General features: G+C 61.3%; 23 protein-coding genes. 15 read left to right on the top strand and 8 right to left on the bottom strand.

The features are described from left to right. Positions 1–15 precede the first annotated feature (15 nt). From V8J81_RS02910 to V8J81_RS02865, 10 genes are all read left to right on the top strand, one after another. On the top strand, positions 16–1,824 hold the full coding sequence (locus tag V8J81_RS02910; protein WP_368474255.1) for a glycosyltransferase family 2 protein: 1,809 nt from the start codon (positions 16–18) through the stop codon (positions 1,822–1,824). An 82-nt stretch (positions 1,825–1,906) separates the two neighbouring features. Next, a complete protein-coding gene (locus tag V8J81_RS02905; RefSeq protein ID WP_368474254.1) occupies positions 1,907–3,316 on the top strand; it encodes a hypothetical protein in 1,410 nt (469 codons plus the stop codon). Then, entirely contained in the window at positions 3,309–4,052 is a 744-nt protein-coding gene (locus V8J81_RS02900) for a hypothetical protein (protein ID WP_368474253.1), read from the top strand. The genes V8J81_RS02905 and V8J81_RS02900 overlap by 8 nt, the downstream gene beginning before the upstream one ends. Next, positions 4,049–6,328: a sulfatase-like hydrolase/transferase gene (locus V8J81_RS02895; RefSeq protein ID WP_368474252.1), complete on the top strand. Its 2,280-nt coding sequence runs from the start codon at positions 4,049–4,051 to the stop codon at positions 6,326–6,328. The genes V8J81_RS02900 and V8J81_RS02895 overlap by 4 nt, the downstream gene beginning before the upstream one ends. A gap of 385 nt (positions 6,329–6,713) precedes the next feature. Next, complete coding sequence (locus V8J81_RS02890) at positions 6,714–7,745, top strand: DUF4274 domain-containing protein (RefSeq protein ID WP_368474251.1); 1,032 nt, start codon at positions 6,714–6,716, stop codon at positions 7,743–7,745. A 281-nt stretch (positions 7,746–8,026) separates the two neighbouring features. After that, on the top strand, positions 8,027–8,836 hold the full coding sequence (locus V8J81_RS02885) for a hypothetical protein (protein ID WP_368474250.1): 810 nt from the start codon (positions 8,027–8,029) through the stop codon (positions 8,834–8,836). Then, complete coding sequence (locus tag V8J81_RS02880; protein WP_368474249.1) at positions 8,836–9,987, top strand: glycosyltransferase family 61 protein; 1,152 nt, start codon at positions 8,836–8,838, stop codon at positions 9,985–9,987. Before V8J81_RS02885 ends, V8J81_RS02880 begins: the two co-directional genes overlap by 1 nt. Positions 9,988–9,990: 3 nt before the next feature. Next, on the top strand, positions 9,991–10,860 hold the full coding sequence (locus tag V8J81_RS02875; RefSeq protein WP_368474248.1) for a hypothetical protein: 870 nt from the start codon (positions 9,991–9,993) through the stop codon (positions 10,858–10,860). A gap of 4 nt (positions 10,861–10,864) precedes the next feature. Then, complete coding sequence (locus V8J81_RS02870; RefSeq protein WP_368474247.1) at positions 10,865–11,728, top strand: glycosyltransferase family 2 protein; 864 nt, start codon at positions 10,865–10,867, stop codon at positions 11,726–11,728. 3 nt (positions 11,729–11,731) lie between these two features. Continuing rightward, the gene (locus V8J81_RS02865) at positions 11,732–12,916 is read left to right on the top strand and encodes a glycosyltransferase family 2 protein (protein WP_368474246.1); all 1,185 of its coding nucleotides are present in this window, start codon (positions 11,732–11,734) and stop codon (positions 12,914–12,916) included. A 58-nt stretch (positions 12,917–12,974) separates the two neighbouring features. Here V8J81_RS02865 and V8J81_RS02860 read toward each other — a convergent pair whose 3' ends face one another. Further along, positions 12,975–13,415 (bottom strand): DUF1178 family protein, encoded by a 441-nt coding sequence (locus V8J81_RS02860; RefSeq protein ID WP_368474245.1) that lies wholly within the window; start codon positions 13,413–13,415, stop codon positions 12,975–12,977. Between the two features lie 46 nt (positions 13,416–13,461). Further along, the gene (locus V8J81_RS02855) at positions 13,462–13,953 is read right to left on the bottom strand and encodes an NUDIX hydrolase (protein ID WP_368474244.1); all 492 of its coding nucleotides are present in this window, start codon (positions 13,951–13,953) and stop codon (positions 13,462–13,464) included. A gap of 91 nt (positions 13,954–14,044) precedes the next feature. Here V8J81_RS02855 and V8J81_RS02850 point away from each other — a divergent pair, with 91 nt between their 5' ends. From V8J81_RS02850 to V8J81_RS02840, 3 genes are read left to right on the top strand one after another with little or no spacing between them, the layout of a single operon-like run. Continuing rightward, entirely contained in the window at positions 14,045–15,208 is a 1,164-nt protein-coding gene (locus tag V8J81_RS02850) for an acetoin utilization protein AcuC (RefSeq protein WP_368474243.1), read from the top strand. A gap of 60 nt (positions 15,209–15,268) precedes the next feature. Beyond that, positions 15,269–15,451 (top strand): hemin uptake protein HemP, encoded by a 183-nt coding sequence (hemP, locus tag V8J81_RS02845; RefSeq protein WP_368474242.1) that lies wholly within the window; start codon positions 15,269–15,271, stop codon positions 15,449–15,451. A gap of 33 nt (positions 15,452–15,484) precedes the next feature. Continuing rightward, positions 15,485–15,763, top strand: a complete 279-nt coding sequence (locus V8J81_RS02840) for a DUF1289 domain-containing protein (protein ID WP_368474241.1) — start codon at positions 15,485–15,487, stop codon at positions 15,761–15,763. Between the two features lie 59 nt (positions 15,764–15,822). On the opposite strand, the gene V8J81_RS02835 is transcribed toward V8J81_RS02840, so the two are convergent. From V8J81_RS02835 to V8J81_RS02820, 4 genes are all read right to left on the bottom strand, one after another. After that, positions 15,823–16,290, bottom strand: a complete 468-nt coding sequence (locus tag V8J81_RS02835; RefSeq protein ID WP_368474240.1) for a Dps family protein — start codon at positions 16,288–16,290, stop codon at positions 15,823–15,825. A 116-nt stretch (positions 16,291–16,406) separates the two neighbouring features. After that, entirely contained in the window at positions 16,407–16,838 is a 432-nt protein-coding gene (locus tag V8J81_RS02830; protein ID WP_368474239.1) for a hypothetical protein, read from the bottom strand. Positions 16,839–16,898: 60 nt separating this feature from the next. Further along, complete coding sequence (locus V8J81_RS02825) at positions 16,899–17,468, bottom strand: cobalamin biosynthesis protein CobQ (protein WP_368474238.1); 570 nt, start codon at positions 17,466–17,468, stop codon at positions 16,899–16,901. A gap of 12 nt (positions 17,469–17,480) precedes the next feature. Then, positions 17,481–17,846, bottom strand: coding sequence for a hypothetical protein (locus V8J81_RS02820; RefSeq protein WP_368474237.1), 366 nt, complete (start codon positions 17,844–17,846; stop codon positions 17,481–17,483). Positions 17,847–17,981: 135 nt separating this feature from the next. On the opposite strand from V8J81_RS02820, the gene V8J81_RS02815 reads away from it, so the two are divergent. Next, the gene (locus tag V8J81_RS02815; protein WP_368474236.1) at positions 17,982–18,491 is read left to right on the top strand and encodes a pyridoxamine 5'-phosphate oxidase family protein; all 510 of its coding nucleotides are present in this window, start codon (positions 17,982–17,984) and stop codon (positions 18,489–18,491) included. Between the two features lie 67 nt (positions 18,492–18,558). On the opposite strand, the gene V8J81_RS02810 is transcribed toward V8J81_RS02815, so the two are convergent. Next, on the bottom strand, positions 18,559–20,067 hold the full coding sequence (locus V8J81_RS02810; protein WP_368474235.1) for an NAD(P)(+) transhydrogenase (Re/Si-specific) subunit beta: 1,509 nt from the start codon (positions 20,065–20,067) through the stop codon (positions 18,559–18,561). Positions 20,068–20,082: 15 nt separating this feature from the next. After that, the gene (locus V8J81_RS02805; RefSeq protein WP_368474234.1) at positions 20,083–21,660 is read right to left on the bottom strand and encodes a Re/Si-specific NAD(P)(+) transhydrogenase subunit alpha; all 1,578 of its coding nucleotides are present in this window, start codon (positions 21,658–21,660) and stop codon (positions 20,083–20,085) included. A gap of 188 nt (positions 21,661–21,848) precedes the next feature. Here V8J81_RS02805 and V8J81_RS02800 point away from each other — a divergent pair, with 188 nt between their 5' ends. Continuing rightward, positions 21,849–22,610, top strand: a complete 762-nt coding sequence (locus tag V8J81_RS02800) for an SDR family NAD(P)-dependent oxidoreductase (RefSeq protein WP_368474233.1) — start codon at positions 21,849–21,851, stop codon at positions 22,608–22,610. The last annotated feature ends 63 nt before the right edge of the window (positions 22,611–22,673 follow it).

Here is a 22,673-nt window from a genome sequence, read left to right as displayed (position 1 = left end):
AACCAAAGGGCAAACGTGCAGCACCTGAAAAACCACTCCAAACACGGTGAAGTCCTCGCCGTGTCGATGATGAAGGACGAAGCGCCGTTCCTGCTGGAATGGTTCGCCCACCATCTCGCCGTGGGCTTCACCAACATCCTCGTCTACACCAACGACTGCTCCGACGGCACCGACACGATGCTGATGCGGCTTGAGGAATTGGGCCTTGGCCATCACCGCATCAACGACATCGCCGAAGGCATCAAGCCCCAGCCTTCCGCCCTAAAACATGCGCAACACGAACCCATCGTGCGCCAAGCGGACTGGGTCCTTGTGTTCGATGCCGATGAATTCCTCTGCATCCGCCATCCCTCCGGCACGGTCGAAGGCATGATCGACGACGCGGTTGCCCAAAACGCCAACGGCATCGTCATCACCTGGCGCATCTACGGCTCAGGCGGGGTGATCGACTGGTCCCGCGATCCGGTGACGGAGCAATACACTCGCGCAGCCCCCCCGCTCTGGAACAAAGGCTGGGGCGTTAAGACGCTGTTCAAATTCGAGCCAACCCACTGGAACCTCGGCATCCACCGACCCAAGATCAAAAACAAATGGCTTGAGACGGACTACCCCGACTCCATCAAATGGCTCAACGGCTCCGGCCGCCCGATGGAGGATTACTTCAAGTTCCGCGGCTGGCGCTCGATCCGCCGCACGCTCGGCTACGATTGGTGCCAGATGAACCACTATGCGGTAAAATCGGTCGACAGCTACGCGGTGCGCAAATTCCGCGGCAACGTGAACAACAAGAAAGACAAGTACAACGCCGATTACTGGTCGCTTCAGGACCGAAACGAGGTCGAAGACCGCACCGCCCTGATCCACGCCGAAAGGCGCGCCGAGATCATGGAAGAGCTTCTCAAAGACCCCGTCCTGAATGAGCTTCACTTCGCCGCCCTCGAACGGGTCGAAGCCCGCCTCGATGAATACCGCCAGACGGAGGCCTATACGCAGCTTCGCGATAGTCTGATTGAGGCCGGCAAAGTCCCGATCACCCAAGTCGAAGCCAAGCCGCCCCAAGCCCGCGACCCCGCCAAGATTGCCGCCCTGATGAGCCGGGTGGAAAAGCAGGCCAACGACAAACCCAAGGAAGAACGCCGCAACGAAACCGTTGCCGGATGGGCCGCCGCCGATGGGGACCCCTATGTTGAGAATATCGACGTCTCAGGCGAAATCGGTCTTGAATGGGTGCCCAACCACGATATCGAACTGCCCGCCGACCCGCGCGTCTTCTCGCCTGAAAGCCTTGATGTCATCATCCTCGGCCGGTTCGAACGACGCCATGCGCGCAACATCGCGGGTTATCTCGAAGATTGCCCGCGCGTGCTCGATATCGGGGCGGGCATCGGCTTTATCGGGATGCGCACGATCAAGATCAGCGAGGGCCTGACCTACATGGTGCAGGACGGCCGCAGCGCGCTGATTGTCTATGGCCGCGATCTCGCCAAACGCGCAGGCCTTGATGACACCAGCCGCCTGAAATTCACCGATGGCCCACTGATGATCGACGGCGCGCCGACGGGCCTTCAGGCCTATATCTCCGATTTCAACCCAACCGCCCTGCGCCTGTCCCGCGCGGCGGATGTGCCCGCTGACAACCTCGCGGACATCGACATGCCGAACGTGCGCCGCGTCCTGATCCCGATCATTTCTGAGGATCAGGCGAACCAGTACCGCGCCGATTACGGCCCGGTTCTGGAGGCAAAAGGGTTCAAGGAGGACCCGGACCGCGCCAGTTCCGGTTCCCTGCAGTTTGACCGTAGCGAAGAAAGTGGCGCGGCGTGAGCGACGGGCACGCGAAACGGGGCTTGGCGAGGGGCCATGGCCCGGCCTAACGTGGCGCGGGTGACAAGGGGCGAGGCAGGCAGTGGCAGACACTCCCGAAGATGAAGAGCTGACGGCAACGCACGGCGTCGTTCTGCGCGCCAAAAATGGCGACGTGATCCGCTATGACCCGTCCGGCCTTGTCATGCGGCTGAGCGACCGCGTGGTGGAAGACCTTGCACTTCGCTTGCCCGATCGCGGTCACGCGCCCCCCGCGCAAGCCCAAACGATCGAAGCCACTGACCCGCCTGAAGGTGTGGACGGTTGGAATGCCCGCCGCGACGGCGACTGGATCCGCTTTACCGGGCGTCTCAAAGGCGCGCAGGGCATCCGCGACTTTCGTAAACACGTCGAAGGTGGTGACATCATCGCCGACACCAACGGCCCCGTCCTCGGCATTCTCGGCATCGGTGGCGCCCGCGCCGCCCTCGCAAATGCGGGGGGCGCTGCCTTTCCGCACCACATCGTCGCGCCCGCCGATGACATCGGCGCAGTCGGCCATGCCGGGGTTGAGACAGCCGCAAAACTAGACCGGTTCGAACATATCCGCGAGATGACGCACGAGGCCCTCGTCGCCCAAACCGTTCTCTCTTGGCGGATGGAGGATTACGGCCCCCTGCCCCTTTTCATGGCCCGGGTCGAGACGGATAGTTCCGCTACCGCCGCTGAACTGGCTGACGGCAAGGCTGTGGAAAATCTGTTGATCAATGCTGCAAATCTGAAAGATGCAGCCGCATTGATGGGCAAAAAGGCGAAGATCCTGTCGGTTTCTCTCGACTTCGCGTTGGAGGATCATTCCAAAACCGCAACTGAATACCGCGACGGAATGCTGAACGTGATGGAGGCGATCTCCTCCGGGCTCTGGAAACTCGGATTCGACCGCCCCCTCTTCGTCTCCCGCCTCGAATCCGGCCTGCCGGACGTCGCCCCCCAACCCACGCTCGACGGCCAGTGGGAGCTTTCGTGGAACCATGGCGACCACCGCCTGATCCACTCCGCCCCCGCCTATATGTTCGATCTGGACGCCTACGACCGCCCGACCGAGGCCGCCCGCATCCAGCAGGCCGAGATGAGCGCCCACGCCATTTCGCAAGCCGACACATGGAAATGCCCCACCCTGCACCTGGCGGAACTTGAGGGCAAAACTATCCGCGTCACGGCCCGTGCGGCTGGCCCGCTGACCCTCGACAGCACCGACGGCTTCGCGCTGACCGGCTGCGAGAACGGCGCGCAGATCAAGTCCATCGCGATCGCAGATGATGATCCGCAGGCCGTCCTGCTCACCCTCGATAAATCGCCAACCGGGCCAGACCTCCGCCTCGCCTATGCCTGCGCTGGCCAGCCACGCGGTCATCTGCGCGACGATTGGGCCGAGCAAAGCGCAACCGGCGCCACCTTGCGCCGCTACGCCCTGCCCGCGCATCTCCCCGTCACCGGGGGCCGCAATGCTTGAACTGCCAGACGCCCTCCCCCCCGGCGCGCTTTGTGCCGCCACGCCTGCCGCCACCGGCAAAGCCCTACGATCCGCCTTCTGGTGGCATGGCAGCACGGACGCAATGGAGGTCGACCCAAAATCAGGTGCCGCTACCCTCTGGCGCTCCCAAGGCGCGGGTCCCCCGGCAGAGCCAACAGAGCCCAACGAAGGCAACGGCCAGATCGGTGAGGTCGACGACCTCATCGGCTTGCAATGCAAGGCCCAAACCCATTGCGGCATGGTGGCCGAGGCCGTCACCCCAGACGCCGCCACTGCCACACTCGCCGTTCGCTTCTATACGCCCCCCGGCGAGGACGCGCGCACGCTTTTGACGCTCAACACCGGCGACAATTACATCTTCTTGTCCGAGACGGCCGGAACCCTCACCGCCAAGGACGATCAGGATCTCATCTCAATCGACCTGCCCTGCCCGCCCCAGGACGCGCCGCGCATGGCCATTGTCTCGCTGTTCGGCGACCAACTGGCCCTCTCCCTCGGCCCCAACCGCGCCGACGGCAAAGCAGGCACCGGCATCCTCAAGGGCGAAGCCTCCCTCTTCATCGGCTGCCGCAACCAGCGCCCGCGCCTCCTGAAAACTCTCGGCTCCGCGCTGATCCTCGACGTCTGGTTCTTCCCGAACCGCGCGCTCCTGCACGAACAAGCAGCGCCCGAGCTCAAAGCCCTCAAACGCCACCACCTCTGGGCCGCCGCATGATCCCGCGCGACGGCAATATCTGCGTCATCTGGGTCGATGACATGATCGACGTCTTCACATGGCGCGACACCTTTGGCCTCCGCATTCAGACCCCCCATCTCGACCGCCTGATGGCGGAGGGCGTGCGCTTCACCAATGCCTATGCCACCGTGCCCCTCTGCGCCCCCTGCCGCGCCGAACTGGCCACCGGCCTCTCCCCCTTCCGCACCGGCCTCGTCGACCTCAACCGCTTCTGGCGTGACGTCTATCCCCCTGAAAAAGCGTGGCAATACGACCTCCGCCGCGCGGGCTTCTACAACTTCACCACCGGCAAAGTGGACAGCAATTACAAGCCCATGCCCGAGGAATACCGCCGCATCCTCTTCCATGAAGAACCCGAGGCAAAGGACGAAGGTCGCCGCCGCAACGTTCATGCCTACCTCGACCGTGGCCCCGGCATCAAAGGCGTGAACCACCCCAACGACCAAGGCGAATACGACCACACCTTCTTCGACCATCAGGTCGCCCAGAACGCCATCGATCACCTCGAACGCGCCGACCCGTCCAAACGCCACCTGATCCAACTGGGCTTCAAGCATCCCCACTACAACCTCGTCGCCCCCGACCGCTTCTACGCCCAGTACGACCCCGCCGAGATCGTCTGGCCCTCCATCGCCAGCCCTGAGGATTACTTTGGCCCCCAACCCGGCTTCGCTGTCTACGAGGCCGCCTATATCGCCAACGGCCAATGGACCCCCGAAAAGGCCGGTGATGAGGCCTGGCGGCAAGTCGTGCGTGCCTATTTCGCCTGCATCAGCCATGTCGATTACGAGATCGGCCGCTTCATGGACGCCCTCCGCGCCTCCCCGCTCGCGGACAACACCACCGTCATTTTCCTATCAGACAATGGCTTCAACCTCGGCAACCACGACAGCTTCCACAAGATGTCCCAATGGGACAGCGCCGCCCACGTCCCCCTCGGCATCTGGCACGCCGACCTCGCGCCGCAGGAAATCGACCTTCCCGTTTCGCTCCATAATGTCCCCAAGACGATCATGGACCTCGCGGGTCTCCCCCCGCGCCCCGACTGGACCTCCGGCCAATCGCTGCTCCCCCTCATCGAAGGCGGCGACTATGACCGCTCCAAATCCCCCATCACCTGCGTCTTCGGCACGCTCTCTGTCCGCCCCTCCGTCGAAGGGCTCGAGCAATACCGCTACTTTCGCTACCCCAACGGCGAAGAACACGTCTACGACCTCGTCAACGACCCCGGCGAGACCGAAAACATCGCCGATACCGCCCCCCTGCAAGCCCTCCGTGATGAGCTCACCAAAGGCGCCCTCGACCTCGGCCTCGACCTGCGCGGGTTCGAAAACCCCGCCGACGGCGTCAACGCCATGATGGCCGTCGACGGCTCCGTCGTCCTCGCCGGTGGCCGTGCCGACAACGACTACTGGGCCTATGGCGCGGATGCCGAAAAGATCGTGGAAGAGAAGGACGGCGGCACCGATACGCTGTGGTACATGGCAGGCCCCGACGATTACGTCCTCCATGTCCCGGCAAACATTGAGAAAATCCGCATCGCCACCGTCGTCTCCCGCAAAGAGGAAGGCGCAGGCACAGGCCCCCAGCCCGAGGGAAAGCGCATCCGCATCGTCGCCCACCCCGACAGCCCCATCGAGTTCGAAACGTCAGAGCGCGTCGAGGTCGACGTCACCGGATCCGACGGCGACGACATCATGATCGGCCCCAAGCACGGCTCCGCCACCTTCTACGGCGGCGCGGGCAACGACACGATGATCGCCAAGGCCAAACAGGGCAACCGCCGCCACGCCTTCTACGGCGAGGCCGGGAACGACACGCTCCACGGCGGTCCGGGCCGCGACACTTTGGACGGCGGCACGGGCGACGACGTCATCTACGGCAACAAGGGCCGCAACCACATCTACGGTGGCCACGGGAACGACGTGATCGAGGACGGCGAAGGCGCCTCCACCATCGACGCAGGCCCGGGACGCAATACTCTGGTGCTTGGCGAAGGCGACCACGTGGTCAGCACTGGCTCAGGTGTATCGGTCATCACCCCCGAGGCCGGAGCCAAGGTATTCAAACCCGCCTATGGCGGCGTGACAGTGATCCACGGCTGGACGGCCGAGCAAACCTACGACCTCAGCGCATGGCCAACCGCGCCGACCATCACGCAGACCGGAGACACCATCCGCCTCCGCTGCGGCCTCTCCATCGTCGAGATCACCGGCGCACCGGAGGGCACCGACATCACCCGCCAACTCGCATGATTTGACCAAACCGTAGAGCGGGGTTCACCCCGCCGCTCGTAGACCGGGCCTTGGCCCGGCTAACCAACGCCCACCATTGTCCACAAAACCCCGCTATCGCCGACCCGGCGGGATGGCGATCCAACGGCGGTTCTCTGGCACTCTATGGCAACCAAGTCATCGTCCAGAACGAGTGAAGCGCAAACCGCAGCCAAATCGCCAACCCGGTGCAACGGGTCAACGATAGCGGGGCGGCCCCGCCGCTGTTAACCCGCTGGAATGGGAACTTCGGTTGCGCTTCGGCGTTCGGCAGAACGTGCGGCTAGTCTTTCCGGCTGGTATCAAATTCCTGCCACAAAACAACGCTAAGCTCGCTGCGCAGGACATTTAAAAGGCCCGGAGCCTAATGAAAAAGAGCACGTCAACTGGAGGACGCGAACGTCAACGAGCATCTCTCAAAACGGCTTATCGTCTTGGATTGCAAGACCTCGATAGTGACAAGGATGTCTTGGGGGGAGGCAAAACGCGGCTCTATTTCGTCTTGCCATTGTTGGTCGCGCGTGAAGTTGCATGGAAAGACGAACAGACCAATCTGCTGATTTTACCTTGGGAAGAGGTAGATGGTATTGCGCGCACTTCATTGGCCGGAACTCTAGCCCGGATGGCACCAGATAGGTTGCTTTCCAAACAAAAAGGGTTGAATTCCTGGGAAGCTGCATTGCGACGTGCTGCCAAGAAGGAGAAGGTCGCGATGTCGGAGACGCTTCTTCAACTTCCTGATATCGCCCAATCTGGCGTTCCACGGAGGGTAGTTTCGTCTGAACTTTTCCCGCACGGATTGTCACGCAAGGAGCTTTGGAACGGCCGAAGCGGGACAGAGTATATGTGGCTAGGAACCTGGGTGAACGGGGAGCAAGAGGAACTGGAAAGGCGCAGAAGCGGTCGCCCCAAGCCGATAAGAGTGCCGCAAAATAGCCAACTCGCCCATGTGATCGAAACGAAGGAAGATCTCGTCGATTTTCTGAGAAAGTCCAACGACCCGGAGTTTTGGCACAATTTCGTCAGTGACGCGAATTACGATTTAGAAGAGACACTTGCTGCGCTTGAGTGGATTGTGGAGCAGTCTCATTGCGACGGCGGAACCCTTTGCCTCATGTTTAACCGCTTGTCCGGTGTGGACGTTCTAGCTGAGCAAGGTTCTGATCTGCCCAAGGGTATGCAGCGCGAAGCACGGATTGTTGAGCGTGTCGTTCAGCGTGCTCGAGACCGCCGCTCTATATCGCAAGAGCTTTATTGCCCGCCGTACTTCGAGAGCCACGAGACACCACAAAAAACGAGTGCTCCGGAATGGTTAGTGGCCGGAAACGCAGCTGGTCGAGCTCCAAGGACTGATCTGTTCATCGAAGAGGATTTGGTCTTTCGGAGAAGCGTTGATTGATGCAACACCTACATTCGCCGCAGTGCCAATTCTCCGGTCCCAGCTTGCACAAATACCCTTAACAAAACCCTAAGAAAATCCCCCTTCCCCAACAAAACCAACACCTTAACCCCAGGTTGCAACCTTGCAACCCTACCCCAACCCGCCCCCCATGCAGACCCGCCACAGCTTAACCCTGCCGCGCCTTTCCCCCTAGCTTCACGGCCAAAAACAGTCCAAAACAGGACCCAACCAGCGTGGGACAACCCACCGACCCTGAGCAGACATAAAGGCCAGCGAACATGGACCTCACCCGCCGCCCCGTCGCCTCCCTCTGGATTGGCGAGCGCTTGCAGTATCTCAACCAGCTTTGCCTGAAATCGCACCTGCGCCACGGCCATCCGGTGACGCTCTACTGCACCGATGAGGTCACGAACGCCCCCGAAGGCGTTGAGGTCCGCAAGGCCACCGAGATCATGGATATCCCTATGGATATCGTCGAACAGACCTCCGCCAGCTTCCTGTCGAACGTCTTCCGCTACAAGATGATCCAGAAGACCGGCGCGATCTGGATCGACTGCGACGCCTTCTGCCACGCTCCTTTTCCCGATGAGTGGGAGCATATCTACGCCGGCCACGGCATGCGCGGCGCGCTGAATTGTGGGGTCGTCGGCATCCCGCAGAAGGGCGAGCTGATGGACCAGCTTCTCGATTACTACGAGAACCTCCCCGACTATCCGCCCTGGTGGAACCCGCGCCAGCGCAAGCGGATGGACCGGCAGGATGACAAACTCCCGCATCCCGTCCGCATCTACAAAACCGAGCGCACGGCGTTCGGCCCGCAAGCCTTCACCCATTTCGCCCGCCAAACCGGTGATATCGAGAAGGCGATGGGGTCCGAAGTTCTCTACCCCGTGCCGTTCCAGCTGAATGATATCTTCTATGACCCCCACGGGCGCGTGGAAGGCTGGTTCACCGACAAGACGGTCTCCGTGCACCTCTACACCAACGGCACCAAGCCTTGGTGGCGCAAAAACGCCCCACTCGAGAATTCCTATGCCTGGCGCATGTGCCAGGAGGTTGGCATTACGCCTGAGGACGCGCTGGAATAATGAACGCCGCCGCGCCAATCGACCCGGCCCTCGACTTCGACCCGGACCGCCCGATCGGCAAAGCGCCAATCTGGCGCAAAGATGTGACGTTGCTCCCATGGGCCGCAGAGGGCGACCGCGGCGCGCGGCGAGCGGCCGGGCTGTTCGACGCAGGCGGATCGTTCATCCCGGAAGGCCATTGCTGGCGTTACGCCGCCGGGCCGATCACCATTGAGCCTGATCTCCCGAAACTGGAAGAGCCCCCTGAACAGTTGGAAGGTCGCTGGCTCTTTGGTGGGCTTTTCTATGGCCATTTCGGCCATTTCCTGTGTGAAACGACATCTCGCCTTTGGGCACTGGATCAGCTCGACGATATCGACGGGATCATCTTCTACCCGAAGAACCAAATGACCCATGAGCGCCGCCATTATCGCCACCAACTGCCCTTTTTCGCGGCGATGGGGCTGACCGAAGACAAGGTCCGCATCCGCGTGCCGCAGCAGCCCGTGACGGTGGAACACCTCGCCCTTGCAGAGCCCGGCTTCGGGATCGAGGGCATGATCGAAGGACGCCCAGAATACCGCGCCTATATGCAAGCCAAGCTGGGGCGCGACATCGCCCCCGACGGGCCGGAAGACGTCTACATCTCACGCTCGCAATTACCGTCAAAACGCGGCTCGGTCCTGCTTGAGACGCTGATCGAGACACGGATGGAGGCGGCGGGCTATACTGTCGTGCATCCGCAAAACCATGATCTCGATACGCAAATCGCGATCTACAAAGCGGCCAAACGGATCGTATCGCTTGATGCCTCCGCCCTGCATCTGGCGGCAATGCTCGTCTCACCTGATGCGAAAGTCGCAATCCTGAACCGCGGCCCGACCAACAATATTGACGACTACATCGCGCAATTCACCCGGTGGCAGGGCCACGCACCCACCCGTATCGAAGCGGTTGAAGGCGTCTGGTTCCCGGAAGGCCGCCGGATGAAAAAGCGCGAAACCCATGCGACCTTGGACCTGCCGGCGGTAGGCAAAGCGCTGGCCGCCGATGGCTTCCTGCCCAAAGGCACCACCTGGAAGCCACCGACCAAGACACAGCTTGAAAAGGCTGTCTCAGACATGTCCGCGCGGATGGAAACCCCGCTCAGATTCGTGGCGGGAAAGGGGTAGCCGATGTCGAAACACTTCGCCTGCGCCCTGACCCATGTGCGGCACGAGCATTATTTCCTTGAGAAATGGATCGACTATTACGGCCCGATCGTTGGCGGCCGCGAGAATCTGTACGTCGTCATTGACGGCGATGATTGGGAGCCTCAGGTTGATCTGACCGGCATCACGACCGAGGTGATCCTCGACGCCCCGCGCCGGCGGATCAAGAACGATCAGTTCATGGCCAAGGCGATGTCGGGCCGCGCCAACCGGCTGCGCAAACGGTATGAGCACGTGATCCGTGGCGATGTGGATGAATACGTCGCCATTGACCCAGATAGCGGCCTCGACTGGCCCGAAGCGATGTTTGAGCTGGGTGAAGACGGCTATATATTTGCGCTTGGCTGCGATGTGGTACAGGCGCCCTCGGAAACAACACGGGTTGATCGGACCAAGCCGATCCTTGGCCAGCGTCAGGCGGGCTTCATTGCGGACCGCTACTCCAAGCCTTTCGTGATCAGCCGCTGGTCAAACTGGGCCGGTGGCGCGCACCGCCTATTGAACCGCAACGTGAAGATGTCCGAACACTTCGTGCTGTTCCACCTAGCCTTGTCCGATGAGACCTTGGCGCAAGAGCGGATGGACGCCCGCGGCGGCACAACCCAGCATCGCAGTTTTGTGGGCCACCAGACTGACCGGCTGAACGCCATCGGCGATGAGGGGCTGACCGAGGCGATTGACTGGGCTGAGGCGCGCAAAATCGGGCTGGCAGAGTTCCCGATAGAGCCGAAAACGGGCGAACCCGCCCCACGCCCGCGTCCGTCACGTGACCCTCGCAACCGCGAACAGGGCCTGCCCGTTCAGATCCCTGAGCGGTTCCACGGGCTACTTTAGGGCGATGGGCTTCACCGTCGCCACTATAGCCAAGGAACCCTGGCCCGTTCTTGAGCGGTTTCTGAATTGGCATCTGGATCAAGGCGCTGAAAGGATCACCCTCTACCTCGATGACCCCGACGACCCTTCCCTGCCCCGTCTACAGGGCGATCCAAGGATCGACCCCCGCCCTTGCACATCGTCTTTATGGTCCTCGCTAGGTCTTGCGCCTGACGCAAGGTTCACCCGCCGCCAGCGCCATGTCTTGGGGCAAGCTTATGCGCAAACGGAAGCCGGATGGCTGCTTGTCCTCGACGCGGATGAGCTTGTCTGGTTTCAGGGTCGCACAATCCCTGAGGCGCTAAAGACCTTGCCGGATGATGCCCAAAGCCTGCGCGTGCGCAGCGCCGAGCAGGTGATCCTGCCCGACGAGTCAGATGGCTTTCGGATGCCGATTGAGCGCAAGGCCGTGAACCGCGTCTACGGCGCAGATGCCGATTTGCTGCGTATCCGGTTTGGGCTTGTCTACCACCCGGAAGGCAAAAGCTTTCATCGCGCGGGGCAGACAGGACTGAACATGAAACTGCATTGGGCCGAGGATGCATCGGGGGAACGCACACCGGGGCCTGTCTGGGGCCCGCAGGAAAAGGCGCACCTGATCCACTACGCCGCCCCCGACTACGAAAGGTGGCGCGCCAAGGTGGGATGGCGGCGCGGGGCGCATGGTTTCTCCAAACCGGTGAAAGAACGGCTGGATGAGATTGCTGAACAGCCTGACCCCGAACCCGGATACCGCGCTCTGTTCGACATACTGCACCGCCTGACGCCAGACACCGCAGACAGGTTGGAGGCCGAAGGCGGCCTTTTGCGCAACGGCCCGAAGGTCTAGGCCATGGGCGCGCGCACCATCGTCACCATGATGAAGGACGAAGCGCCCTTCCTGCTGCATTGGATCGCACATCATCGCCTGATCGGCTTTGATCGCATCATCGTCTTCACCAACGATTGCGGCGACGGCACGGACGCCATGTTAGAGCGCCTGCAGGAGCTGGGAGAGGTCGAACACCACCCCAACCCCGTGCCAGATGGTGGCAAACCCCAGCCCCTCGCGCTGCGCCGGGCCGACAAGCTGGATGCGGTGGCGGGCAGCGATTGGATTATCACGCTCGACGTCGATGAATACCTTTTGATCAAACCTGGCTCCGGCACGCTCAACGATCTGTTCGACACCGCACCCGACGCCGATGGCTTTGCAATCACATGGCGGATGATGGGCTCGAACGGGCTGGTCGATTGGACGGACATTCCAGTGACGGAGGCTTATACGCGCGGCGCCCCGGACCTGTTCCGCAAGGGATGGGGCGTGAAGACGCTGTTCCGGCCGTTCGACAAAATGAAGCTTGGCATTCACCGACCTACGGTGAAGGGCAAAGACAAGTCTGCTCTTTCGCAGCAGCGCTGGGTCAATGGCTCCGGCAAGCCGATGACCAACGGCTTCAAGCAGGGCATGTGGCGGTCTTCGCTTGCCACGCTCGGTTATGACCATGCAGAGATCGCCCATTTCGCCACGCAAGCACAGGAAGCCTTTCTGCGCCGCGCCACGCGGGGCAACGTGAACGCGAAGCCGAACAAATACGACGCCACCTATTTCGGCATCTTCGATCGCAATGAAACCGATCAGACCGGGTTGCTACGTTATACGGAAGCGACCCAGGAAAGGGTGGCGAGTTATTTGGCTGACACTGCACTGGCTGATCTGAAGGATCGTGCGGATGCATGGCACCGCAGCGCGCGCGCGGCTTTGCGCGACAAAACAGACCACCCGGCGCAACTCTCTGCGCTAAAGCAAGCCAGCGAAATTCCGTTCGACGCCCTCGATGATGTGCTCTTTACACAACCTCTCGCACCGGCAGGCAAACAGCTCGTGGCGCGGCTGAAAGCCCAAGGCACGCCAGACGTCCAGATCGCTCGCACAGTGGCGCAGGCGGTCTCAAAGATCGAAGCGCAAAGGGACGCCGCCGATGCAGCCGAGCTGCACGCACAAGGGATCGAGCCGGATTACGGCAACTGGACCTGAGTGATATACGGGACGGCCGGAGGGGCGATGTGCCTTGGCACAAGCGTCTCCCCGCCGGTCAATTCGCCTTTTCAGGCGGGGGGCCGGGCAAGGGCAGGATCGGGACGCCATCTTCGATCAGCGATTTCGCCTCTTGCGCGTTGGCCTCCCCATGGATCGCACGCTCCGGCGTATCGCCCAGATGCATCGCACGCGCCTCTTTGGCGAAAGACCCGCCCACATAGGTAGAGTTCTTTTCAACATGCTCGCGCATCTGGCGCAGCATCGCCTCAGCCGGATGGGCGGGCTCGGACAATGGGCGCTCAGGTGCAGTTGGTTCCGCCTCGGCTTTGCCCTTCTTCGGCACCGGCGGGGCCATCATCGCCTTTTGCACATCCTCAATCCCACACACAGCGCACGACACCATGCCCTTGCCATGGAGGGTGTCGAACGCATCGGCGGACTGAAACCAGCTTTCAAACCGGTGCCCCTCGGCGCATTTGAGAGTGTAGCGTATCATCGTGGATCAGACTTATGCGTTTCCAACACGGCTTCAAGCGGCCAGTTCAGCGCAGCCGTTCCAGCGAGAAGGAGCGAATCAACTGCTTCAGGTCGCGCTCTTCCACCTTGTTCGCCGCCTTTTTAAGGCTCATCCACTTGCGACGGCGTTGGCCGACCTCGGGATAATCTTCTGCCAGTTCGCGCACGCGGATGGGAAAGACGGCGACTATGATCGGCAGCGTCTCAGCCTCGCTCATCCATTTGTCGTAGGTGTAAAGGCCTAAGCAAATGTCGTGCACATCGCCGCGTGCGCCCGCTTCTTCCCAGACCTCCTGCGCCGCAGCCTCCGCCGGGGTCATCCCGTCCATTGGCCAGCCCTTTGGCAGGATCCAGCGCTGCGAATAGCGCGAGGTGACCAGAAGCACCTCAACCACCTTTTCGCCGCCCTTCTTTACGGTGCGATAAGGCAAGCCCGCAAATTGGGTGCGCGGGTCGCGTTTGGACCCGGAGCGCAGCCGCAGGGGCGGCTGATCGGCGGTGAAGGTTTTCTCGGCCATAGCGCCTGTTTACATGGGCCGCGCGCGCTTGCAATCGCACAAGGAACCCGGCGCTTGACCGGGGCGCATATTGGCGTAGCTCTGTGGCCAGATGACCGCGCCACCCCGATCACGCCCGCTGTTTCTGGGATCAGAAATCTATCGTGGCTCCAGCTATGGGGAATGGCACCCGCTGCGCGTTCCACGAGTTTCGACTGTGATGGACCTGTCCCGCGCCATGGGATGGCTGCCGCCGGAGCAGTATCGCAATTCGCCACGGGCCAAGCCCGCGGCCCTGCATGTCTGGCACACGCCAGACTATATCGACGCGTTGCAAACGGCCGAAGCTGAACAAGCGGTCAGCGATGCTGTGCGCAACCGCCATGGATTGGGAACGGTTTCAAACCCCATCTATCCTGAGATGTTTCGCCGCCCGGCCACCGCCGCCGGGGCCTCCCTGCTGGCGGGGGAGATGTTGCGCCATGGCGGCGTGATCTATCATCCCGGCGGGGGCACGCATCACGGCTTTCCGGACCGCGCGGGCGGGTTTTGCTACCTTAACGATCCTGTGCTTGCCATGCTGTCCCTGCGCCGCAACGGGGCCCGCCGGATCGCCTATATCGACATCGACGCCCACCATTGTGATGGGGTCGAACATGCCTTTGCGGGCGGTGCCGATACGCTTCTGATATCGGTGCACGAGGACAAGCGTTGGCCCTTTACCGGTAAGCTGGCCGACGATGGCGGCGGGAATTGCCTGAACTTCCCCGTGCCACGCGGGTTCAATGACAGTGAGATGGCCCTGATCCGCGACCGCTTGATCCTGCCTGCGGTTACGCGTTTTGCGCCTGATGCGATCGTGCTGCAATGCGGGGCGGATGCCGTGACAGAAGATCCGCTCAGCCGCCTGACCCTGTCGAACAATGCGCATTGGGCCGTGTTGCAGGGCCTGATGGCGCTTGGAGCGGAGCGCCTGCTGGTTCTGGGTGGCGGCGGCTATAACCCTTGGTCGGTCGGGCGGCTCTGGACGGGCATTTGGGCGACACTCAACGGACACGACATCCCCGAGCGCATCACACCTGACGCCGAATCCGTCCTGCGCACCTTGCGGTGGGACAAGGCGCAAGCCGGGCGCAATCCGCCGGAGCATTGGTTCACCACCCTTCAGGACGAACCCCGGCCAGGACCCATTAGCGACCAGGTTCGACTAGGGCTGGAGACCCTGACGGCACGCATCGACCAGCAGATTATTTCCGATAGAATTTATCAGGATTGACAAGTCCGACTGATTTACTCAGAAATGGGTGCAGGAGATGATCCACCAGGGAGATCGCCAGTGACCTATCAGGCCAGAATGACCGAACCCGACACGACACCACCGATCCAGAACCGCCCGTCCGCGCCGCTTTATGATGCGCATCGTTTGGTGGGGGAGGATCAGACCGCAATGATCGTGCTCGACGACAAGACCTACACCCTTCGCATCACGCGCGCAGGCAAGTTGATCCTGACGAAGTGAACTTTTGAACTCCCAGCCACCCAAGGGCCAGGCATGTCCAAGAAACGCTCCAACGCCAAAGTTCCCAGTCCGTGCATCGACGTCTGCAAATTTCGCAGGGCCGGCCATTGCATTGGCTGTTCGATGACAAAGGCGCAGAAATCGCTGTTCAAGCAGCTGAAAAAGCCTGAACACCGTTCGGCCTTCGTTGAAATGCTCAGAACGCAACAGACGAGCATGGGCAAATACAACCATTGGGCCCCGGAATATGCCCGGAGATGCTTGAAAAAAGGCGCCAAACCCCCGTTTGAGGATTTGGCGAAAGCGGGCTGACGGCCCGCCCTCGGGTCAGCGCCCGTTTGGGCGCAAACCCTCCTCGCAGTGGACCCATTTCAGCGTAGATGGGCGCGGAGCATCCAGGCGAATTTCTCGTGCGTCTGACCACGGGCGATGCACAGATCCTCGGTCAACGTATCGCCATGCTCAGCCGCCAATGCACCCGCGGCACCGACTGTCGCGGCAAGCGTTTCCTGTGCCACCTTTAGTGCTTCAATCATGGTCTTGTCGTCGGCGTGGCCGTCATGCTCGCCCACTTTGGACCGTGCGACCATGGCTGCCAGCATACCTTCCGCATGACCGTCCAGCGCCTTGATCCTTTCGGCCAGATCGTCCTGCGCCACGAAGTGATCTTCGTAGATCTCCTGAAACAGCGCATGCAGCGGTCCAAATGCCATGCCTTTCACATTCCAGTGGAAGTTTTGCGCAAGCATGGTTGTCACGGCCGTTTCCGCGACGGCTTGGTTCAGCGCCTCGCAAATTGCGGTTTGTGCATTGGGGCTGAGATCGGCGGCTGGTTGCATGGATGTCCCTCCTGAAGTTTTGCGTCAGATGGCTGGCATACCTACAACGGCGGCTGGCTGTCCCGTAGGAACATAAGCCGCGCACCCCGCTTGTCTAGACTCGTTCTAAAAACATTTCAGGCCGCCTGCTGCACCGCTTGCTGTGCAAGGCATTTGCCAAGCGCGTTCAGCAAAAACGCGATGTTGCGCCGTGCGTGGTTCGGCACGCGCCGTGCCAGAAGGAAGGTCAGACTATCTGTGTCGCCACGCTGTGCCGCGTCGAGCGCAGACATCAGCCAACGTTCATCAAAACTCAGCTCATCCGCTGCGGGCTGGTACAAGCGCAGGCGCGGCATATCCCCCTGTCCCGAAAACCCACTGAACAGAGCTTGCGCCAAAGCCTCTGCCTCCTGCGCGGGGTCGATAGACAGGGCGGCGCAGGCTTCGAACAGATCGCTTCGCCCAAGGCACCGGTTTCGCGCCGCCATCACGCGCAAAAAGGCAAGCGCCGGGCGGTCCACTGTCTCAATGGCTCGGGCAAAAAGGTTGGATTGCGCAAGAACTTGCATGGGACACGATATCCTGAGTGTTATACTCAGGTAATCACATCCCACGACAAATACAAGGCCTCAAAACACCAGCCGCCAGACGTTGTTGGTGCCCGCTTCGGCCAACAGTAAAAGGGCAAATGCGATCCGCCAGGGCCAAGATTGCACACGTCGCCAAAGTAGGATGACGAGGGCGATGCAGGCAGCGAGTTCCAACGGGCCGATCCACCCTGCCCCGTGACGGCTGTCCCAGTAGCTGAACCGGCTGTCGAACACCCAGTCGCTGACAGGCCAGAAATGGGGCCGCCCATCGCCTGCATGAAGCGGAAGGTCGAACACGATATGAAGCAAAGCGGCCCCGGCAAAGGCAACCACGATGGGCCAGCGCCGCCACATGGCAACGCCCAAAAGCGCGCCCCACAGGATCAGCGAATTGTCGATGGCGAAGACGGTTTGCCATGTGTCCGAAAAATAGAGCTCATCGAACACAATGCGCGGCTCGGTTCCCAGCACCAACAAGTGCCAGCCCACCATCAGGTAAAGCGACAAATCGGGCACCATCGCACCGACAAGCGCCGCAGTCAGCGTCCAGCGCTGCTCAGGCCGCCCAAAGGCGGCTGCACCAAAGATCAAGTGGGCCGGAGTGTTCACCGGACGGTGTTCTCAGACAAAGACAAACTCGATCGTGTAGGGCTGCGGACCGTTCCAATCGGTGTGGACGTAGACATAAAGCTGCCCATTGATCGTGTGAAAGCGCACGTCCTGATACGTGCCTTGCGTGTGGGTCGTGGACAGGAACACGTTGCCGTAGAGGATGCGCACACGCGCCTGTTGGCCGGGCCGCACCGCCAGATAGTAGCACTGCGATTGGTGGGGATTGGCCTGGCCGTGCACTGCATGGGCGTAGGCGCCGCGTGGGAATTGAACGGTCTGGCAGCCATGGCCTGTCGCCTGAACAGGCATGGGCGCAAGGGTGGCGGAGGCTGTGGAAAGCGCAAGCGCGGCAGCGGTCAGAAAAGAACGAAACATGGGGGCCTCATGCAAAACAGCTTCAGGTTGAATGCGCCAACGCTAAACCGCTTTTCCGATTCTCTCCAAGCGCGGCGGAACAGATCGGGCGTTTCGCACGTTCCTCAAACAGACCCATTCTGAACGGAGGACACGATGAGCCACCACCAATCCGATGCCAAAACAGACGCCCTGCGCACAACCCTTTTCGATGGTCTTGAAAACGAACGTGTTGGCATGCTCGGCGTTGCCGGTATGCCTTCGCATATGCAGCCGATGACCCATTTTTTTGACCGGGATGGTCGTACACTGCATTTCATAACCGGGCGGGACACCGACCTTGCGCAAGAAATTGGCGCAGGCACAGAAGCGCATTTTTGCCTCATGGGCTCCAACGGCGGCTTCTACGCCTGTATGAGCGGCAAGATCGCACCGAACGACGATCGCGCGAAACTGGAAGAGCTTTGGTCGCCAGCCGCTGGCATGTGGTTCGACGGCGGCATCGACGACCCACAGGTTCTTTTGCTGAGCCTCGCGCTAGAAGAGGCGCAAGTCTGGACTGTAGAAGCAAATGCGCTGCAATTCGGGATGGAGATGCTGCGCGGCACGCTCGGCGAAAAGACACCGGACGTGGGTGATAGCGGCGTGATCCGCCTCGCGGCCTAGTCGCTGCCCCCGAACGAAAAAGGCCCCGGTCAATGCCGGGGCCTTCTTGCGTTTGCTGGTCGGACGCTCAGTCGATTTTCGGCAGCAGCGTATCAATCGACGCCTTCGCATCCCCGTAGAACATCCGCGTGTTGTCCTTGTAGAACAGCGGGTTCTCGATGCCGGAATAGCCCGTGCCTTGGCCCCGCTTCGAGACGAAGACCTGCTTGGCTTTCCAGCATTCCAGCACCGGCATACCGGCGATGGGGCTGTTTGGATCGTCCTGTGCGGCCGGGTTCACGATGTCGTTCGACCCGATCACGATGGCAACGTCCGTATCGGGGAAGTCGTCGTTGATCTCGTCCATCTCAAGCACGATGTCGTAGGGCACCTTGGCCTCAGCCAGCAGCACGTTCATGTGGCCCGGCAAGCGACCGGCAACGGGGTGGATCGCAAAGCGAACCTCCTTGCCTGCTGCGCGCAGCTTGCGGGTCAGCTCCGCCACGCCCTGCTGTGCCTGTGCCACGGCCATGCCGTAGCCTGGGATGATGACGATGCTATCGGCTTCGTTGAGCGCATTTGCCACGCCGTCCGCGTCGATGGCGACCTGTTCGCCTTCCACGGCCATCTGCTCACCCTGCGCGCCGCCGAAGCCGCCGAGGATGACCGACACGAAGCTGCGGTTCATCGCCTTACACATGATGTACGACAGAATCGCACCGGAAGAGCCGACAAGTGCGCCCACAACGATCAGAAGATCATTGCCAAGCGAGAAGCCGATGGCCGCTGCCGCCCACCCCGAATAGGAGTTCAGCATCGAGACGACCACAGGCATATCCGCGCCGCCGATCCCCATGATCAGGTGATAGCCGATGAACAGCGCCAGCAGCGTCAGCAGGATCAGCGTCCAGCCGCCCGACCCGCTCAGGTACATGATCAGCAGGATCACCGACAAACCAGCCGCAGCCGCGTTCAGCATGTGGCCGCCGGGAAGCTGGATCGCGCCAGTGTCGATCTTAAACGGCAGCATGGAGGACGAACCGCTTAGCTTGCCATAGGCCACGACCGAACCGGTAAAGGTCACCGCGCCGATCCAGATGCCAAGCGCGAGCTCAACGCGCAGAATGCCAATCTCGACGCCCGTTTTCTTGCCGATCAACTCACCGAAGTTCGACAGCGTTCCCAGAAGCGCATAGGCCGCATCACTTAAGGGGCCTTCCGGCTGCGGGAACGGCAAGTCATTTGCGGCAAACTCTGCCGCCACGCGCCCGATCTCGATATGGGCGTTGAAGCCGACGAAGACCGCCGCCAGACCCACAAGGGAGTGCATGATCGCCACAAGCTCGGGCATCTGCGTCATCTGCACCTTGGTGGCGAGTTGATACCCCACCGAAGCGCCCCCGGCGATCAGGATCAGCGACATGATCCACAGGCCGGATCCCGGCCCGATCAGCGTTGCCACAACCGCAATGGCCATGCCCACGATGCCGTACCAGACGGCTCGCTTCGCGCTCTCCTGCCCCGAAAGGCCACCCAGCGAGAGAATGAAAAGAACAGCCGCCACTGCATAGGCGGCAATGGTAAATCCGAAGTCCATGTGCTCTCTCCCCGCTTACGATTTTTGGAACATGGCGAGCATGCGCCGTGTCACGAGGAAGCCACCGAAGATATTCACGGCGGCCATGAAGATGCCAAGCGCGGCCAATATCGTGACGATCACGCTTGAGGATCCGATCTGCATCAGCGCCCCCAGAATGATGATCGACGAAATTGCGTTTGTGACGGCCATCAGCGGCGTGTGCAGCGAATGCGCCACGTTCCAGATCACCTGGAAGCCGATGAAGACCGACAGCACGAAGACGATGAAATGCTGCATGAAGCTGGCGGGTGCGATCAGCCCCACGGCCAGGATCAGTGCGGCACCAATGCCGATCAGCGTGACCTGGTTCTTGGTCTGCGCCTTGAACGCGGCCACTTCCTGTGCCCGCTTTTCCTCGGGCGTCAGCTCTGGCGGCGGGGCCGCTTTAGGCTGCGCCGCGATGGCGGCCACCTTGGGCGGTGGCGGCGGGAAGGTGATCTCATTCTCGAAGACCGCCGTGGCCCCCCGGATCACGTCATCTTCCATGTCATGGTTGACGTGACCGTCCTTCTCAGGCGTCAGGTCGGTCATCATGTGGCGAATGTTGGTGGCATAAAGCGTGGAACTTTGTGCCGCCATCCGGCTGGGGAAGTCGGTGTAGCCGATGATCGTCACGCCATTGTCGGTGACGATCTTTTCGTCCTTCACCGTCAGCTCACAGTTGCCACCCTTCTCGGCGGCAAGGTCCACCACGACCGAGCCCGGCTTCATCATCTCGACCATGTCCTTGGTCCAGAGGATCGGCGCATCGCGGTTCGGGATCAGGGCCGTCGTGATGACGATGTCCATGTCCGGCGCGATTTCGCGGAACTTCTCAAGCTGCTTGGCCTGGAATTCCGGGCTTTGCGGTGGGGCATAGCCGCCCGTCGCCGCGCCATCGGGCAGCTCATCGTCGCTGAATTCAAGGAAGACGAACTCCGCCCCCATCGATTCAATCTGCTCGGCCACTTCCGGGCGCACGTCGAACGCATAGGTGATCGCGCCGAGGCTGGTGGACGTACCAATCGCGGCCAGACCGGCCACACCGGCGCCCACAACCAGAACCTTCGCAGGCGGCACTTTACCGGCGGCCGTCACCTGACCCGTGAAGAACCGGCCAAAGTTGTTGCCCGCCTCGATCACCGCGCGATACCCGGCAATGTTGGCCATGGACGACAGGGCGTCCATCTTCTGGGCGCGGGAAATCCGCGGCACCATGTCCATCGCGATAACATTCGCGCCTTTGGACTTCGCCGCTTCCATCAGCTTTTCGTTTTGACCAGGGTAGAAGAACGAGATCAGCGTCTGCCCTTCGCGCAGCTTTTTCGCCTCCGCCGTGGTGGGCGGGCGCACTTTCGCGACGATGTCAGCTGCCTTCCACAGGGCGGCTCCGGTCTTCACGACCTCGACGCCAGCCTCTTTATAGGCCGCATCCTCAAAGCCCGCGGCCTTACCGGCACCGGCCTCGATCACGCATTCATATCCAAGTTTCTGAAGCTGCAGCGCAGAATCCGGCGTCATTGCCACCCGCGCTTCACCCGCTTCAACTTCTTTAGGAGCCCCTATTTTCACTGGCATTCCCCCGTCTTGGTGGTGGTCATTCACCTTGCATACCGAGGCCCCATAGCAAGGGCTGCGTCGGTCCACAACGCAGTTTAGCGCACATTTGTTGCGTGCACAGATGTATACACTTGTCATTCGTTTCGCTGTTGCCGCTAACGGCGGGGTCGCTAGGCTGCATCGGAAAGGGAGGCACCAACATGGAACACAGCGGAAAACACGCACTGGTCACGGGTGGCGGCACGGGCATTGGGCTTGGCATCGCTATGGGGCTGGCCAAAGCCGGGGCCGAGGTTACGATTACGGGCCGCAATCTGGAGCGTCTCGAAAACGTCGCGTCTCAGCATGCGCGCCTGCACGCGCTGCAGATGAACGTCGACGATGTGGCAAGCGTACAAGACGGCATCGCCTCCGCGGCCAAGGCACGCGGCCCCATCGCCATCTGTGTAGCGAATGCCGGTATTGCCGAACCCGCCCGCTTCGCCAAGGAAACGCCGGATCATTGGCGCGCCATCATGGCGACCAACCTAGATGGTGTCTTCTTCACCTTTCAGGCCGCCATGGCCACCCTTGGCCGCGAAGATTGGGGCCGCATGATCGCAATCTCCTCCATCGCCGGTTTGCGTGGCCTCAAAGGCGCCATCGCCTACACCGCGTCCAAACACGGGGTCATCGGCATGATCCGGGGGCTAAGCGAAGAATACATGGGCTCCAACCTCACCTTCAACGCGATCTGCCCCGGCTATGTCGACACGCCCATCGTGGATCGCAACGCCGCCCAGATCGCTGAATACCAAGGCATTTCCGAGGAAGAAGCACGCGGCTACCTGGCGCGCGGCAATCGCCACAAGCGCCTTCTCGAAACGGAGGAAATCACGGCAACCGCGCTCTGGCTCTGCTCAGATGCTGCGCGCTCTGTGAACGGCCAATCCATCCAGATCGCGGGCGGTCACGTGACCTGAACCGGTTTTCCCTGACTTTTCGGGGGCTTGGCCGGTTTGGTATACCATTGCACCCAATTAACC

It is taken from the genome of Gymnodinialimonas sp. 202GB13-11 (assembly GCF_040932485.1).
Classification (GTDB): domain Bacteria; phylum Pseudomonadota; class Alphaproteobacteria; order Rhodobacterales; family Rhodobacteraceae; genus Gymnodinialimonas; species Gymnodinialimonas hymeniacidonis.
Note: the sequence above shows the minus strand (reverse complement) of the source record. Positions and strands in the feature narration are given on the sequence as shown.